The following is a 16094-nucleotide window of genomic DNA, read 5'->3' on the forward strand; positions in this document are numbered from 1 at the left end:
TACGCCATGGGCCAACGGTGCGGCCTCCAGGACGTGAATTTGGCGACTCTGTAAGTGCCGCCGAAAGATAATTGTGGCGCGCGAATTCTAGGTATCCAGGTTATGTGAGGGAAGTGAGTAAGCACCGATGCCATCCTGGGGCGATTGGGCGACATGCGCGCTCCCAAGGAGCCGATTGGGAGAGTATCGGCCGGTCCTGAATCCGGCTTGACGCGCAGCAAAAAACCGTTTGGAGCGGCATAGTCCACCCCAAACGGCCTGATTTGGCGAGAATTGCGATCCAAGGCGATTCAAGAGGCCTGGATGCTGGTGATCTGAACGGTCGTGTAGTACTGCCGATGGCCGCGCTTGCGGCGATAGCCTTTCCGACGGCGAAATTTTCTGATGACGATCTTCTTCGCGCGGAACTGGCGGACGACCTTGGCGACGACCTTGGCGCCGGCGACCAGGGGGGTGCCGATGGTCGGCTCGCCGTCGGTGCCGGCGAGGAGCAGGACCTTGTCGAAGATGATATCGTCGCCGTCCTCGCCGTCGCGGCGGTCAACGGTGACGACGTCCCCCTCGCTGGCGCGGAACTGGTGGCTACCGTCCTCGAAGATGGCGTACATGGTTCGGAATGGGTCTCTCGACCCGGGCCGTCGGGGGGACTGACGCGCCCGGCCTGGGGGGGCGGGGGGTCGCCTCGCGGTCGGCCCGGTCTGGACAGCTCGCCGGTGGCCGGGACCGGGTCACGAAGCCCGGTGCTTTCGATCCGGGGTTCCTGGCGAAGGGGAAATCGTATCACGAGGGGGGTCGGGCGCGAAGGGAGGAATACCGGCGGGGCCCGGGGCCGTCGGGGACGGTCGCCGGAAAAATCGGCCCGCCGGGGAGCCGGGGCGGTGCCGACCGGGGCCGGACCCCCTATACTTGAATTTCATGGGCTGTGGTCGTCCTCGGGTGGGCGGGACGCGCAAGAGATCGGGATATGGGCGGTCCGACCTTTGCGGTAGGATGGATCCGACCCGAGGGATCGGGCCCGAGTTCCCCGCGTCGTCGCGCGAGGGATCGATCCGACGTATTTCGCCGCCTTCACGGCAAGCATCGGGGCCGGGCCGCGTCGCGCGCCGTCGCGAGCGCCGCTCCCCGAAGGTGGGACACGCTGCGATGAATCGCTCGACGGTCGCGAATCGGTGGAACCAGGACCTGATCGAGGAACATTACCTGCAATGGCAGCAGGACCCCGCGACGCTCGACGCGTCGTGGCGGCACTTCTTCGAGGGGTTCGAGCTGGGCCGGGTCGACGGCTCTCCGCCGGGAGGCGAGCCCCCCGGCGCCGCGCGGCCCCCGGCCTCCTCCGCCGTCGCGCCCGTCGACGCCGAGGCGCTGGAGAACGCCCAGGCGCAGGCGGCCGTCACCCGGCTGGTCGACGCCTACCGCGAGGTCGGCCACTACCTGGCCGACCTCGACCCGCTCCGGCTGGCCGGCCGCAAGGAGACGTACGACCCGCTGGACCTGGCCGAGTTCGGCCTCTCCGACGCCCACCTCGGCCGCCCCTTCTTCACCCGGATGTTCGAGCCGCCGCAGGCCAGCCTCGGGGAGCTGATCGAGGCGCTCCGCACGACGTATTGCGGGTCGATCGGCGTTGAGTACATGCACATCCGCGACCGCCGGGTCCGCTCCTGGCTGCAGGAGCGGATGGAGCCGGTGCGGAACAACCCGGGCTTCGAGCTGAAGAAGAAGCGGCGGATCCTCTGGAAGCTCAACGCCGCCAGCCTCTTCGAGACGTTCCTGCACCTGCGCTACGTGGGGCAGAAGCGGTTCTCGCTGGAAGGCGGCGAGATGCTGATCCCGCTGCTGGACGCGATCATCGAGCAGGCGGCGGGGTTCGGGGTCCGGGAGATCGTGCTCGGGATGCCGCACCGGGGCCGGCTGAACGTCCTGGCGAACATCCTGAACAAGCCGTACAGCCAGATCTTCCACGAGTTCGAGGGGAACATGCCCAAGACCGTCGGCGGTGACGGCGACGTGAAGTACCACCTGGGCTTCTCCGCCGACCACGTCGCCGCCGACGGCCACTCGGTCCACCTCTCGCTGACGGCCAACCCGAGCCACCTGGAGGCGGTCAACCCGGTCGTCGAGGGCCGGATGCGGGCCAAGCAGCGGATGTTCCTGGACCGCGACCGCAAGCTCGGCGTGCCGATCCTCATCCACGGCGACGCCGCCTTCGCCGGCCAGGGCCTGGTGGCCGAGACGCTGAATCTCTCGCAATTACCCGGCTACCGGACCGGCGGGACGATCCACATCGTCGTGAACAACCAGATCGGCTTCACCACGGCGCCCATGGAAGGTCGATCGAGCCGGTACTGCACCGACGTGGCGAAGATGATCGAGGTGCCGATCTTCCACGTCAACGGGGACGACCCCGAGGCGGTCGTCTACGTCGGCGAGCTGGCCCTGGAGTTCCGGGAGACCTTCGGCCAGGACGTCGTCATCGACATGGTCTGCTACCGCAAGCACGGCCACAACGAGAGCGACGAGCCGGCCTTCACCCAGCCGGTGATGTACGAGGCGATCCGCCGGAAGCGGCCGGTGCTGGAGATCTACACGAAGCAGCTGATCGACTCCGGCGACCTGACCCAGGAGGAGGCCGACACGCTGGAGGAGACCTTCCGGGAGAAGCTGGAGTCGATCTACAAGGAGGTCCACGACGCCACCGAGGCCCCCGAGCCGATCCAGCCCGGCTTCAAGGGGCCCTGGGAAGGGCTCCGGTCGGAGTTCGACTGGACCCCCGTGGACACCGGGGTGCCCCGGGACCGGCTCGCGCTGATCGGCGACCGCATGGGGTCGCTGCCCGAGGGGTTCACCCGCAACCGGAAGCTCGACCGCATTCTCTCCGCCCGGGTCCAGGCCGTGCAGGAGGGCGGGCCGATCGACTGGGCCCTGGCCGAGGGCCTGGCCTTCGGCTCCCTGCTGCTGGAGGGGACCCCGGTGCGCCTGAGCGGCCAGGACAGCCGACGCGGCACCTTCAGCCAGCGGCACGCCTCGGTGGTCGACGTGCAGACCGGGGAGCGGTTCTACCCGTTGCAGCACCTGGCCCCCCGCGAGCAGGCCGAGTTCTGCGTCTATGACAGCATGCTTTCCGAGGCCGCCGTGCTCGGCTTCGACTACGGCTACTCGCTCGACTCCCCCCACATGCTCATCTGCTGGGAGGCCCAGTTCGGCGACTTCGGCAACGGGGCCCAGGTGATCATCGACCAGTTCATCGCCTCCGGCGAATCCAAGTGGGGCCGGGGCTCGGGGATCGTGCTCCTGCTGCCGCACGGCTACGAGGGCCAGGGGCCGGAGCACTCCAGCGCCCGGCTGGAGCGGTTCCTGCAGCTCTGCGCCGAGGAGAACATGCAGGTGGTCAACTGCACCACCCCCGCGCAGTACTTCCACCTGCTCCGACGCCAGATCCGCCGGTCGTTCCGCAAGCCCCTGGTCGTGATGACGCCCAAGAGCCTGCTGCGGCACAAGCGGTGCGTCTCCTCGATCGACGAGCTGACCACCGGCGGCTTCGAGGAGGTGATCGACGACGGCGCCGCCGACCCGGGGAAGGTCCGCCGCGTCGTGCTCAGCGCCGGCAAGGTCTACTACGACCTGCTCGCCCGCCGCGAGGCGGCCGAGAAGGACGACGTGGCGCTGGTCCGCCTGGAGCAGCTCTACCCGTTCCCGGCCGAGGCCCTCGCCTCGATCCTGGCCCGGTACGAGAACGCCCGGGAGCTGGTCTGGGCGCAGGAGGAATCCCAGAACATGGGCGGCTGGGGCTTCGTCGCCCCCCGCCTGGAGGAGCTGGCCGGCCGCCCCTTCCAGTACGTCGGCCGGGACGCCAGCGCCAGCCCCGCCACCGGCTCCAACGCCGTGCACACCCGGGAGCAGGAGGAGCTGGTCGACGCGGCGCTCGGCTCCGCCTCGCTGCCGCACCTGGTCACCGCCTCGGCGGCGCGGAAGGCGGTCGCGGCGGCGTCCAACGGGCAGCGGTGAGCACCGGCACGGCGCGACGACTCGACCCCCGGGCGGCCGTCGGGATGCCCCTGAATCGGATTCGCCGGCTGCCGGGGCGGCCCCAGCCGCCCCGCCGTCGAGCGGGAGGCGCCGGATCGCCGAATCCCCCTGCTGATCGCCCTGCCCGAGGACGCCGGGAATGCTTCGAGCGCCACTGCTCAAGGGCCGGGCCCTGCTCGCCTCGGCCCGATACAAGGGCCGGAGGTCGCTGGGTCGGCCCGCGGCCGACCTCGCCGGGGCCGCCCGGCGGTCCTGGGTGGTCTGCCCGGGGGGTGAGGTCGAGACGATCCCGATCCTCGTGGCCGAGGGGCACCTGGGGAGGATCCGAGACGGCATCGGCGGGGAGTCGGCCGGGGAGGTGGTCGAGGCGATCGGGGGGGCCAGGCATCCGCTGAGGCCGGCCACGGCGTACGAGCTGGACGAGGCCGTGCTGCTGGACGCGAGCGTCTACTCGGGGGCGTACAAGCACGACCTCTGGAGGCAGTACCCCCGGCTCGACTGGCTGCTCGGCGGTCCGGTGGCCGAGCTGGGCGAGGCGGCGCTGGCCACCTCGTTCTCGGGCTCGAAGTGGTTCGGCCACTGGCTCGTCGACGAGCTGCCGATGCAGGTGCTGGCGAGTCGGCTGGCGCCCCCGGTCGGGCACGTGAGGCCGGGATACGCCCATGAGCCGGGGTATCGGTCGGCGTTCGGGATCCCGGCCCCGCCGTCGTACCGGGCCTTCCTCGCCAGGAAGCTGATCGTCGTCCACGAGTTGGCCCACAACGCCGACAAGGTGGCCCGGCATCTCGCCATGAGGGAGGCGATCGCCCCCCTGCCCGACGGCCACGACCGCATCTTCCTCCGGCGGGGGAGCGCCTGGGGCCAGCGTCGGAGGCTCGTCAACGAGGACGAGATCGCCCGCCGCCTGGAGCCCGAGGGCTTCGTCCCGCTGGACCCGACCGCGATGACCGCCGAGGAGATCCTCCGCAGGTGCAAGGGGGCTTCGATGCTGGTCAGCCTGGAGGGGTCGCACACCTGGCCGGGCTACTTCTTCATGAAGGAGGGCGGCCAGCACGTCACGATCCACCCGCCGGACCGGGTCAGCGTCCAGACCTGCGGCGTAGCCCCGTACTTCGGCCTCTTCGGCGCCCTGTTCGTCGGCGAGGACCGACCGGGTGGGGCCAGCCTGGAGATCTCGGCCGACCCGGAGGAACTCGCCCGGTTCATCGACCGGGTCCGCCTCGGCGCCGAACGCGACCCCGACGCCCCCCGGCGGTTCCTCGACGCCGTCCGGGCGACCGGATCGCCGTCGACGGTCAGCCCCTGAGGGCCGGGCCGATGGTCGGCCGACGGGCCCGAGGTGGGGGCGAAATCGGCGGCCGATGGCCTCGGTGCCCGGGGAATTTGGTATGCTGGGAGGGGCCCGACGTCGGCCGCCCGCTCGCCGAGCGCGCCGGGAGACGCCCGGCCGACGGCCCGTCGGTCGTTCGCCCGGTTCGGGCCTCCCGAGGGCCGACCGAGCCGATCGGATCGAACCGAATTCCCCCTGAACCGAACCGGACCGGACGCCCCCACCCCGCCGCGACCTCGCCCCGGCCCGGCGATCGGCGACGGCCTCGGGGTCGGGACGGCCCTCGAATCGAGTCACCCCGAGATGGCAGCAGTCGAGATCAAAGTGCCCAGCGCCGGCGAGTCCGTCACCGAGGGGATCCTCTCTCGCTGGATGAAGCCCGACGGTGCGCGGATCAAGTCGGGCGAGCCGCTCTTCGAGGTCGAGACCGACAAGGCGAGCACCGAGGTCCCCGCCCCGGCCGACGGCGTCCTGAAGATCGGCGTGGCCGAGGGGGAGACCGTCGAGGTGGGCGCCACCGTCGGCACGATCGACCCCTCCGGCTCTCCCGCCGGGGCCCCGGAAGCCCCGAAAGAGACGGCGGGGAAGGCCGAGCCGGCCCCCGCCGAGGCGCCCTCGACCTCGACTTCGGCCGCGCCCCAGGCCCCGCCGACCCCCGCCCCGACGGCCGGGGGCGACGGCCCGATGGCCGGCGAGCCGTCGCCGTCGGCCCGGAGGCTGGCCGAGGAGGAGCAAGTCGACCTCAAGTCCGTGGAGGGCTCCGGCCGGGGAGGCCGGATCACCAAGGAAGACGTGATCGGGGCCGTCGAGGCCCGCGGGACCTCCCCCGCCCCCTCGGCACCGGCCGCCCCCCCCTCCCCCGCCCCGACCCCGACCCCGACCGACGGCGCCTCCCGGACGGGCCGTCAGACCCGGCAGCGGCTGCCGTTGATCCGCCAGAAGATCGCCCAGCGGCTGGTGCAGGCCCAGCAGACGGCCGCCATCCTGACGACCTTTAACGAGGCCGACATGTCGGCCGTGATGGCGCTCCGGGGCAAGTACAAGGACGCCTACAAGGAGAAGCACGGGGTGAACCTCGGCTTCATGTCCTTCTTCGTCAAGGCGGCGGTCGAGGCGCTGAAGGCCTTCCCGGCGGTGAACGCCCAGATCGACGGGACCGAGATCGTCTATAACAACTACTACGACGTCGGCGTGGCCGTCAGCACCGAGCGGGGGCTGATGGTGCCGGTGATCCGGGACTGCGACTCCCTGACGTTCGCCGGCATCGAGAAGACGATCGTCGGCTTCGCCAAGAAGGCGAGGGACAACAAGATCGGCGTGGACGACCTGCAGGGGGGCACGTTCACGATCACCAACGGCGGCGTCTTCGGCTCCTTGCTGTCGACGCCGATCCTCAACCCCCCGCAGAGCGCCATCCTCGGGATGCACTCGATCCAGAAGCGGCCGGTGGTCGTGGACGACGAGATCGTCGTCCGACCGATGATGTACCTGGCCCTCTCGTATGATCACCGGATCATCGACGGCCGGGAGGCGGTCAGCTGCCTGGTCCGGATCAAGGAATGCGTCGAGGACCCCGAGCGGATGATGCTCGAGATCTGAGCCGAGCGGGAGGCGGGCCGAGGGCAGTCCGGATCGGCACCGGCCCCGACTGCCGCCGCCCTCCCCCCGACTCGCCCCCCGTCCCGCCTACCGCCTCCTGGCGACTCCACACTCGAAAGGACCAGCAGTGTCGGACCGTTACGATCTGGTCGTCATCGGCGCCGGCCCCGGCGGCTACGTGGCCGCGATCCGGGCGGCGCAGCTGGGGATGAAGGTGGCCTGCGTCGAGAAGCGGGCCACGCTCGGCGGCACCTGCCTGAACGTCGGCTGCATCCCGAGCAAGGCCCTGCTCGACTCCAGCGAGCTGTACGAGCTGGCCTCCCACCGGTTCGGCCGGCACGGGATCAAGCTCGAAGGCGTCGGCCTGGACCTGGGCGCGATGATGGGCCGGAAGGACCAGGTGGTGAAGGAGCTGACCCAGGGGGTCGGCGGCCTGTTCCGCAAGAACAAGGTCGAGCCCGTCTTCGGCTCGGCGACGATCACCGGGCCCGATTCGGTTCGCGTTTCGCTTAACGACGGCGGCGAGCGGGCGATCGAGGCGAAGGCCATCCTGATCGCCACCGGCAGCGTGCCGATCGAGCTGCCGTTCCTGAAGTTCGACGGGTCGACGATCGTCGACTCGACCGGGGCCCTGGCCTTCGACCGGGTGCCGGAGCACCTGGTCGTGGTCGGCGGCGGGTACATCGGCCTGGAGCTGGGTTCGGTTTGGAAGCGGCTCGGCGCGAAGGTCACCGTCGTCGAGTTCCTGCCCCGGATCGTGCCGATCGTCGACCATGAGCTGGGCAATCAGCTCTTCAAGGTGCTCCAGAAGCAGGGGATCGAGTTCAAGCTGGAGACCAAGGTCACCGGGGCCGAGGTGGAGGGCGGACGGGTCCGCCTCTCGGCCGAGTCGAAGGGCGGGGAGACGCTGGCCCTCGACTGCGACAAGGTGCTCGTCTCGGTCGGCCGGAAGGGGTACGTCGAGGGGCTGGGGCTGGAGGCCGTCGGCGTCGAGCACGACCCGAAGGCGGGCAAGGTCACCGTCGACGTCCACTTCCGCACCACGGTGCCGTCGATCTACGCCCTCGGCGACGTGATCTCCGGCCCGATGCTGGCGCACAAGGCCGAGGAGGAGGGCGTAGCCTTCGCCGAGCTGCTGGCCGGCAAGCCGGGCCACATCAACTACGAGACGATCCCGAGCGTCATCTACACCTGGCCGGAGGTCGCCGGCGTGGGGCTGACGGAAGAACAGGTGAAGGAGCGTGGCCTCGACTACAGGGTCGGCAAGGCCCCCTTCATCGCCAACGGCCGGGCCAAGGCGATGGACGAGAAGGACGGCATCGTCAAGGTGATCGCCGACGCCAGGACCGACCGGGTGCTCGGCGTGCACATCATCGGGCCGAGGGCCTCGGACATGATCGCCGAGGCGGTCGCGGTGATGGATTTCGCCGGCAGCGCCGAGGACATCGCCCGGATCTGCCACGGCCACCCCACGCTCTCCGAGACGCTCAAGGAGGCCGCCCTGGCGGTCGACAAGCGGACGATCAACTGCTGATTGGTCGTCGACCGGACGGTCCCGATGGCCCGGGGCAGCACCTCGCCCCCCGGGCCTCCCCGACGGAGGCCGACCCATGCCCTCGCCGTTCCCCGGGATGGACCCGTACCTGGAATCACCGGCCTTCTGGTCGGACTTCCACGCAGGGTTCCTGGTCTGTCTGCGAAACGCAATTTTCGATCGCCTGCCACCGGGCTATGAGGCCCGGATCGACGAGCGGCTGAGCCTCGCCGGCCCGTCGGGGGATAGCCCGAAGCGGGTGGAGCCGGACGTGGCCGTGCTCCGGGATCCGGACCGTCCGGTCCCGGGGGAGGGGCCGGCCGTCGCCGTGGCGCCGCCAGAATTGACCCTGGTGCCTGTGGCGGTCCCACTGCGGGTCGGCCGGAGGCGACAGCGCCTCATTAAAATCCTCAAGCGGCCCGATCGGACGCTGGTCACGGTGATCGAGCTCCTCTCCCCCTCGAACAAGGCGGGTGACGACCGGGGCGCCTACCTGCTCAACCGGCAGGCGATCCTTGCGCAGCCGGTCCACCTGCTGGAGCTAGACCTGCTGCGCAAGGGCCGGCGCCTGCCGGCGGCCGCCCCCCTGCCGAAGGGCGATTATTACGCGATGCTCTCCCGGGCCGGGCGTAGGCCGATCTGCGAGGTCTTCGCCTGGCCGATCCGATGGCCCTTGCCAAGGCTCCCCGTGCCTCTACTGGCCCCCGACCCCGACGTGGTCCTCGACCTCCAGGCGGCCTTCACGACCGCCTTCGAGCAGGGCCGGTACGAGTCGGCCCTGCCGTACGATGATCCGCCGCCGGCCCCCCCCTCGGAGGCTGACCGCGGCTGGTTCGACGAGCGTCGGGCGGCCGCCCGAAGGGCCTGAGGCCGGCCGACGGCCCCGGTGATCGGAATGGGCCGATCAGAGGTGGACCGACTCCCCCAGCCCCTGCCCGGCGGCCTCCATGACGGCCTCGGAGAAGGTGGGGTGGGGGTGCATGGCGTGGAGGATCTCCTCCTGGGTCGCCTCCAGCTTGCGGGCCATGACCAGCTCGGCGATCAGCTCGGTGGCGTTGGCGCCGATGATGTGGGCGCCGAGGAGCTCCCCCAGCTCCTTGTCGAAGATCAGCTTGACGAACCCCTCCGGCTCGTCGGCCGCCACGGCCCGGCCGCTGGCGATGAAGGGGAACTTGCCGATCCGGATGGGCCGGCCCGACTCCCTGGCCTGCTTCTCCGTCAGGCCGACGCTGGCCACGCCCGGCTCGGTGTAGGTGCAGCCGGGGACGTTGTCGTAGTCGACCGTGCGGTCGGAGACGCCGCAGAGCCGCTCGACGCAGCAGGTCGCCTCGTGGTGGGCCACGTGGGCCAGCCAGGGGGGGCCGATCACGTCGCCGACGGCATAGATGCTCGGCACGCTGGTGACGTAGCCGTCCTTGGGGTCGGCCTTGATGTGGCCCTTGAAGGTCTCGATCTTGACCCTGGACTCGTCCCAGAGGCCCTGGATGTTCCCCTCGACGCCGATGGCGACGAGCATCACCTCGGCCTCGACCTGCTGCGTGCCCTTGGGGGTCTCGATCGTCGCCTTCACGCCGGCATCGGTCTTCTCGACCTTGGCGGTCTTGGAGCCGGTGAGGACGGTCATCCCGCGCTTCTCGAAGCTCTTGCGGAGGGTCTGGGAGACCTCCTCGTCCTCGATCGGCAGGAGGCGGTCGAGCATCTCGACGATCGTGACCTTGGTGCCGATCGCGTTGTAGAAGTAGGCGAATTCGCAGCCGATCGCCCCGGCGCCGACGATCAGCATCGACTTCGGCTGGGCCTGCGGGGCCATCGCCTCCTTCGACGAGATGATCGCCTTGCCGTCGAACGGGGCCCCGGGGAGGGCCTTCGGGTGGACGCCCGTGGCGAGGATGATCGAGTCGGCCGTGATCGTCTTGCCGTCGACCTGCACGGCGTTCGGGCCGACGACCTTGGCGGTCCCCTGCTGGTGGCCGACCTTGTACTTGCGGAAGAGGCCCTCGATCCCCTTGTTCATCTTGGTGGTCACGTCTCGGCTGCGCTTGACCATCTGGGAGAAGTCCCAGCCGGCCTGCCCGGTGAAGCCGAAGCTCGGGCCGTGGTTGCTGATCAGCTCGACGACGTGGGCGTTGGTGAGCAGGGCCTTGGTCGGGATGCAGCCCCAGTTCAGGCAGATGCCGCCGAGCTTGTCCTGCTCGACGCAGAGGACCTTCTTGCCGAGCTGGGCGGCCCGGATGGCTCCGGCGTAGCCGGCGGGGCCGCCGCCGATGACGAGGATCTCGTAGTCATTGGCCATGAATGCACGTCTCAGTCGGTTCGGTGGGAGGTCGTTGATCGCGGGGAGGGGACGGGGGCCGATCGCCCCCTCCCCGTCGGCTCGGGCCGGGACGCGAGGCGGGGGTGGGGCGGGGCCGGCAGGCGCCGGGGATCGACGCTCGGGCCCCCGCGCCGCCCGCCGTCCTCGGGGCGATCGGCCGGGGGCCGCTCGATTCGTCTCAGTGCGCCGGGGCCGTGCGTCGCCTCCCCCCGGCCGCGTCCTCCCCTCCCATTGTGACGATCGGGGCCGCCGCCGTACAGACGACGCCCCGTCCCGGCCGGAGGGCGGAGTCGTCCGTTCCCGGCGACGAGGCCGGGCGCCCGGATCGTGGACTACGCTTCAGGGAGTCGGGCGCCCCGGGCCGATTCGAGGCCCGACGTCCCCCCCGGGCGACATGGCCGGGCGGGGCCGCAAGGCCAGGCCGGGGCCCGTCGAGTTCCGTTCAATCACCCCCAGGAAGGGCGGCGACGCAGCCGACCGATGCCGATGGACGCGACCCGAATCCTCCTCGAACCGAGCCAGGCCCGGCCGACGACCCGGGAGTCGAGCCCGCCGAAGGCGATCAGCCCGGCGTCGGCCCCCTCCCCGAGCGCCCCCCCCCGGGGCAGGGGGTGGAGCCGGCTGCTCCGCTGGTCGATCGGCGGGGCGATGCTCGCCGAGGCCGCCTACCTCGTCCTGCCGTCGGTCCTGTACCGGACCAGCGTCCAGGCCTCGGTGACGGCCCCGCTGGCGACCGTCCGGGTCTACCAGCCGGGCGTGGTCGTCGGGACCCCGCCGGAGGTCGGCGACCCGGTCTCGCCGGGACAGACGCTCTTCGAGGTGCGGGAGGGATCGCCGGACCTCCGACCCTCGGGGCAGATCGAGGCCGAGCGGGAGTCGGTCCGCCTGGCCGCCGACGCCCTGAGGGCCCAGCTCGACGAGCTGGACGCGCTGAAGGCCACGCTCGGGACGCACTTCGACGCCTACCGGGAGGCCCGGATCGGCCGGGCCGAGACGCTCCTGGCCGAGCAGGACTCCCAGGTCGCCGCGGCGGAGTCCCGGCTGGAGGAGGCGGAGTTCGAGTGCCGGGTGCACGGCCAACTGGCGAGCCGGGCCGCCTCGTCGGACGTCGAGCGGGCCCGGGCCGGGCTCGCCCTGGCCGTGGCGAGGGACGAGCTGGAGGTGGCCCGGCAGGCCCGGGAGCGGCAACGGCTCCAGCTCGACGCCGCCCGACGGGGCCTGTTCGTGGGGGAGGCCGACGGCGGGCAGGACCGGGTCGCGTCGTTGCAGCGTTGCGACGAGATCATGCTGCAGCAGGCCGGGCTCCGGGCCCGGCTCGGCGAGCTGGACGGCCGGCTCGTCGAGCTGGGGGCCCGGCTCGACGCCGAGCGGGAGCACCTGGCCGACGGCCGACACGAGGTCGTCTCCCCGATCGGGGGCCTGGTCTGGTCCTCCTCCCTGGCGACGGGCGTCGAGGTCGAGCCGGGCGCGACGGCGGTCGAGGTCGTCGACCCGGCCCTCCTGGGCATCGAGGCGTTCTTCAAGGAGGCCGACGCGGGCCGGGTCCGGCCGGGGACGGCGGTCGAGGCCCGGCTCGTCGGCTCGACCCGGATCCTGCCCGGCCGGGTCGTCCGGGTGTCCGACCCCCGGGCGATCGACCCCAGGAGGATCGGCGGCGCCGAGCGTGACTCGGTCCCCCCCGGCACCTTCCGGGCGGTCGTCGAGCTGGAGGTGCAGCCCGAGTCGGGCGACCTGGCGGACCGGCATCACATCGGCGTGCCCGCGATCGTCTGGGTGCGGCGATGAGGGGCCGGAGCGGGCCGAGGGCCGCCGGGACGGGGTCCCCGATCGAGGGCCGACGACGATGACGACGATGACACCGATGCCCGGATCCGAGTGGGCGGCCGTCCTGCTGGTGATCGGGGTCTGCGTGGCGATCCTGCCTTCGCTGCCCCGTCAGCGGACTTGGGCCCGGTCCCTGGTCGTGGCGATGGGCATGCTCGTGGCCGCCCGGTACCTGGGCTGGCGGTTCTCCGAGACGGTCCGGCCGGCCGACCCGACGACCCGGGGAGGGCTCTGGATCTGGTCCGTCTTCCTCTTCGAGCTGGCGGCGATCTTCAACTGCGCCGTCACGTATCTGATGCTGACCCGCACCAGCGACCACTCCGCCGAGGCTGACCGTCACGAATGGAGGCTCCGGCGGTCGTCCCCCTCCGCCCTGCCAAGGGTGGACGTGTTCCTCTGCACCTACAACGAGGGGATCGAGGTGCTGGAGGGGCCGATCCTCGCCGCCCGGGGGCTGGACTACCCGAACTTCGACGTCTGGGTGCTCGACGACGGCCGACGCCCCTGGCTGCGCGACTTCTGCGAGGCGAAGGGGGTGGGCTACATCACCCGCCCCGACAACGCGCACGCCAAGGCCGGCAACATCAACCACGCCCTGGCGGTGACCGACGCCGAGCTGTTCGTGGTGCTCGACGCCGACTTCGCCCCCCGACGCGACTTGCTGATGCGGACGGTCGGCTTCTTCGAGGACCCGAAGGTCGCCATCGTCCAGCTGCCCCACCACTTCCTCAACGCCGACATCTTCGAGATGAACCTGGGGCTGGGGGACCAGTCCCCCAACGAGCAGCGGCTGTTCTTCGACACGGTCCAGCCGAGCCGGGACGCCTGGGACTGCGCCTTCTGCTGCGGGTCGGCCAGCGTGCAGCGGCGGTCGGCCCTGGCGGAGATCGGCAACGTGCCGACGGGGTCGGTGACGGAGGACATCCTCTCCTCGCTGTTGCTGCTCCGGAAGGGCTACATCACCCGGTTCCTGAACGAGCCGCTGGCCTTCGGGCTGTCGCCGGAGAGCGTGAAGGGGATGTTCGTGCAGCGGCAGCGGTGGTGCCGGGGGGGGATCCAGCTGATGTTCCTGAAGGAGGGCGTGCTCGGGCCGGGCCTGACCCCGCTGCAACGGCTCTTCTTCTTCCCGATCGACTGGCTGGTGCAGACCCCCGTCCGGCTCTTCGGCGTGCTGGTGCCGATCGTCTACCTGTGGACGGGCCTCTCGCCGCTGGTGGGGGCCGACGTGTCGGAACTGATCGACTACCAGCTCCCGGTGCTCGCCGCGCTGACGGGACCGATGATCTGGCTCTCCGGGGGGAGGTACCTGCCGCTGCTGTCGACGGGGTTCTCGCTCCTGTTGAGCTTCCGGCTGGTGCCGACGATCCTCTCGACCCTGATCAAGCCCTTCGGCGAGCCGTTCCGGGTGACCCCCAAGGGGAGCGGGGCCGGGCAGGGCGTGGACGGCTTCGCCCGGGGGCTGGCGCTCACCCTGCTAGGGCTGACGATGCTCGGCCTGCTCATCAATGCCCGGCCCGAGACCCAGGTCGTCTCCGACCCGGAGCACCGGACGGCGGCCCTGTTCTTCTCGGCCGGGAACGCCTGCGCCCTGGTGCTGGCCATCCTGGCCGGCCGGGACCGGGGCCGACGGCGGACGGCCGAACGCTACCGGACCGACGCCCGGATCATCTGCGAGGGGGACAACGGGACCTGGGCCACGGCCGGCCTGCTCGACGTCTCCGTCGGCGGCGCCCGGCTCTCCTGGCCGGGCGACCGGGCCGCCCCGGACTCGCTCCGGCTGCACCCGAGCGGGGTGGACCCGATCCGGGCCGCGGTGGTCCGGGACGACGGCGACTGCCTCGGCATCCGGTTCGACCTGGCCGACGACCGGCAGCGGGACGCCGTGCTGCAGTGGATCTACTCCGTCGGCGTCGACGCGAAGCGGGCCCCCCTCTCCCCCGCCCGGCTCACCCGGCGGCTGGTAGCCCGATGCCTCGGGTGACCGGGGGATCGCCCCGGGGCCGATCGAGGCACGGGGGGCGGGCCGGGGGGGGCGGGCCCGCCCCCCTCGGCGATCGCGAGCCGGCGGGCCGACGCCGACTCAGAGCAGCATCGACGCCGGCTCCTCGAGGAAGCCCTTGAGCGTGCGGACGAACTCGGCGGCCATGGCGCCGTCGACCGCCCGGTGGTCGGCGGTGAGGGTGACGGTCATGACCTGGCCGGCGACGAGCTGCCCGTCCTCGACGACCGGCCGGGGCTCGGTGGCGCCGACGGCGAGGATGCCGACCTCGGGCATGTTCAGGATGGCGTCGAACTGCTTGACGCCGTACATGCCGAGGTTGGAGATGGTGAAGGTCGAGCCCATCATCTGCTGGGGCGTCAGCGTGTTGCCCCGGGCGGCCTCGGCCAGGGCCAGGGTGCCCTGGCGGATCTCGACCAGGCCGAGCCGGTCGGCGTCCGGCAGCACGGGGACGATCAGGCCGCCGTCCAGGGCGACGGCGATGCCGACGTTGACCTGGCCGTGCAGGACCATGTGGTCGGCCTCGTAGGTCGCGTTCAGGCCGGGGTGCGCCCGGAGGGACATCGCCACGGCCTTGGTGACGAAGTCGCCGACGGAGAGCTTGACCTTCTGCTTGGAGAGCTGGGCGTTGAGCCGCTCCCGGAGGCTGACGATCTGGTCCATCCGGATGTCGGCCGTGACGTGGATCTCCGGGGCCGCCTGCTTCGCCTGGAGCATCCGCTGGGCGATCGTCTTGCGCATCCGGGAGTGCGGGACGCGTCGGGTCTCCCGCGCCGGACTGGCGGCGACGGGCATCTTCGGTGCGGTCCCGGCACCGCCGTCTCCCGAGGGGGCGGCGGCCGGGGCGGCTCCCCGGTTCTGGAGGAAGGCCTCGACGTCGCTGCGGATGATCCGGCCATTGGGGCCGGAGCCGTCGACCTGGGCGAGGTCGATCCCCTTGGACTCGGCGATCTTGCGGGCCAGCGGGCTGGACCGGATCCGGCCGCCGTGGGCGGCGGCGCCATTTCCGTTGCCGCCCTGCTGGCCGTTGGTCGCGGAGCCGGTGGAGTGGCCGTAGTCGGGCCCGCCGGAGGCCCCCTGGGCCCCTGCCCCCGGGGCGGCACCGGTCCCGGCCGCGGCACCGGCCGCGACCGGCTCTTCCTTCTTCTCGGCCGGGGCGGCCTCGGCCTTGGCGGAACCGCCCTTCATCTGCTCGGCGAGCTGGGAGGGGTCCTCCCCCTTCCCGGCCAGCACGAGCACGCGCTGGCCGACGGCGACCTCGTCCCCCTCCTGCACGTCGAGCAGGGCGACGGTGCCGTCGTCGAACGACTCCATCGGCATGACGGCCTTGTCCGTCTGGATCTCGGCGAGGACGTCCCCCTCCTTGACCGGGTCGCCGACCTTGACGTTCCACTTCACGAGCTGCCCGCTCTCCATCGTCGGGCTGAGCTTGGCCATCGTCACTTCAACGGGCATCGGTGTCGCTCCGGGG

Annotated in this window: 10 protein-coding genes; 7 read left to right on the forward strand and 3 right to left on the reverse strand. The window is 71.4% G+C overall.

From position 1 onward, the window contains the following. Positions 1-290: 290 nt before the first annotated feature. Entirely contained in the window at positions 291-608 is a 318-nt protein-coding gene (rplU, locus tag ElP_RS31805) for a 50S ribosomal protein L21 (RefSeq protein WP_145277154.1), read from the reverse strand. 535 nt (positions 609-1143) lie between these two features. On the opposite strand from rplU, the gene ElP_RS31810 reads away from it, so the two are divergent. The 5 genes from ElP_RS31810 to ElP_RS31830 all read left to right on the forward strand — a co-directional run bounded on the left by ElP_RS31810 (position 1144) and on the right by ElP_RS31830 (position 9354). Then, on the forward strand, positions 1144-4002 hold the full coding sequence (locus ElP_RS31810) for a 2-oxoglutarate dehydrogenase E1 component (protein WP_145277156.1): 2859 nt from the start codon (positions 1144-1146) through the stop codon (positions 4000-4002). A gap of 160 nt (positions 4003-4162) precedes the next feature. Continuing rightward, on the forward strand, positions 4163-5329 hold the full coding sequence (locus tag ElP_RS31815; protein WP_145277158.1) for a glycosyltransferase 61 family protein: 1167 nt from the start codon (positions 4163-4165) through the stop codon (positions 5327-5329). Between the two features lie 327 nt (positions 5330-5656). Beyond that, positions 5657-6952, forward strand: a complete 1296-nt coding sequence (gene odhB / locus ElP_RS31820) for a 2-oxoglutarate dehydrogenase complex dihydrolipoyllysine-residue succinyltransferase (RefSeq protein WP_145277160.1) — start codon at positions 5657-5659, stop codon at positions 6950-6952. 127 nt (positions 6953-7079) lie between these two features. After that, on the forward strand, positions 7080-8486 hold the full coding sequence (gene lpdA, locus ElP_RS31825) for a dihydrolipoyl dehydrogenase (protein WP_145277162.1): 1407 nt from the start codon (positions 7080-7082) through the stop codon (positions 8484-8486). A gap of 76 nt (positions 8487-8562) precedes the next feature. Further along, entirely contained in the window at positions 8563-9354 is a 792-nt protein-coding gene (locus tag ElP_RS31830) for a DUF4058 family protein (RefSeq protein WP_145277164.1), read from the forward strand. A 36-nt stretch (positions 9355-9390) separates the two neighbouring features. Here ElP_RS31830 and lpdA (ElP_RS31835) read toward each other — a convergent pair whose 3' ends face one another. After that, the gene (gene lpdA, locus ElP_RS31835; protein WP_145277165.1) at positions 9391-10779 is read right to left on the reverse strand and encodes a dihydrolipoyl dehydrogenase; all 1389 of its coding nucleotides are present in this window, start codon (positions 10777-10779) and stop codon (positions 9391-9393) included. A gap of 507 nt (positions 10780-11286) precedes the next feature. Between lpdA (ElP_RS31835) and ElP_RS31840 the strand changes: the two genes are divergently transcribed. Continuing rightward, a complete protein-coding gene (locus tag ElP_RS31840; RefSeq protein ID WP_145277167.1) occupies positions 11287-12585 on the forward strand; it encodes an HlyD family secretion protein in 1299 nt (432 codons plus the stop codon). Positions 12586-12661: 76 nt separating this feature from the next. Continuing rightward, the gene (locus ElP_RS31845) at positions 12662-14605 is read left to right on the forward strand and encodes a glycosyltransferase (protein WP_197446534.1); all 1944 of its coding nucleotides are present in this window, start codon (positions 12662-12664) and stop codon (positions 14603-14605) included. A gap of 99 nt (positions 14606-14704) precedes the next feature. Here the strand turns inward: ElP_RS31845 and ElP_RS31850 are convergent, their stop codons facing one another. Next, positions 14705-16078 (reverse strand): dihydrolipoamide acetyltransferase family protein, encoded by a 1374-nt coding sequence (locus ElP_RS31850; protein ID WP_145277170.1) that lies wholly within the window; start codon positions 16076-16078, stop codon positions 14705-14707. Positions 16079-16094: the final 16 nt, after the last annotated feature.

Origin of the sequence: Tautonia plasticadhaerens, assembly GCF_007752535.1 — a bacterium.
GTDB lineage: Bacteria > Planctomycetota > Planctomycetia > Isosphaerales > Isosphaeraceae > Tautonia > Tautonia plasticadhaerens.

Coding starts and splice junctions, on each gene's coding strand:
- rplU (WP_145277154.1), bottom strand. CDS start 608: ATGTACGCCATCTTCGAGGACGGTAGCCACCAGTTCCGCGCCAGCGAG.
- ElP_RS31810 (WP_145277156.1), top strand. CDS start 1,144: ATGAATCGCTCGACGGTCGCGAATCGGTGGAACCAGGACCTGATCGAG.
- ElP_RS31815 (WP_145277158.1), top strand. CDS start 4,163: ATGCTTCGAGCGCCACTGCTCAAGGGCCGGGCCCTGCTCGCCTCGGCC.
- odhB (WP_145277160.1), top strand. CDS start 5,657: ATGGCAGCAGTCGAGATCAAAGTGCCCAGCGCCGGCGAGTCCGTCACC.
- ElP_RS31830 (WP_145277164.1), top strand. CDS start 8,563: ATGCCCTCGCCGTTCCCCGGGATGGACCCGTACCTGGAATCACCGGCC.
- lpdA (WP_145277165.1), bottom strand. CDS start 10,779: ATGGCCAATGACTACGAGATCCTCGTCATCGGCGGCGGCCCCGCCGGC.
- ElP_RS31840 (WP_145277167.1), top strand. CDS start 11,287: ATGGACGCGACCCGAATCCTCCTCGAACCGAGCCAGGCCCGGCCGACG.
- ElP_RS31845 (WP_197446534.1), top strand. CDS start 12,662: ATGCCCGGATCCGAGTGGGCGGCCGTCCTGCTGGTGATCGGGGTCTGC.
- ElP_RS31850 (WP_145277170.1), bottom strand. CDS start 16,078: ATGCCCGTTGAAGTGACGATGGCCAAGCTCAGCCCGACGATGGAGAGC.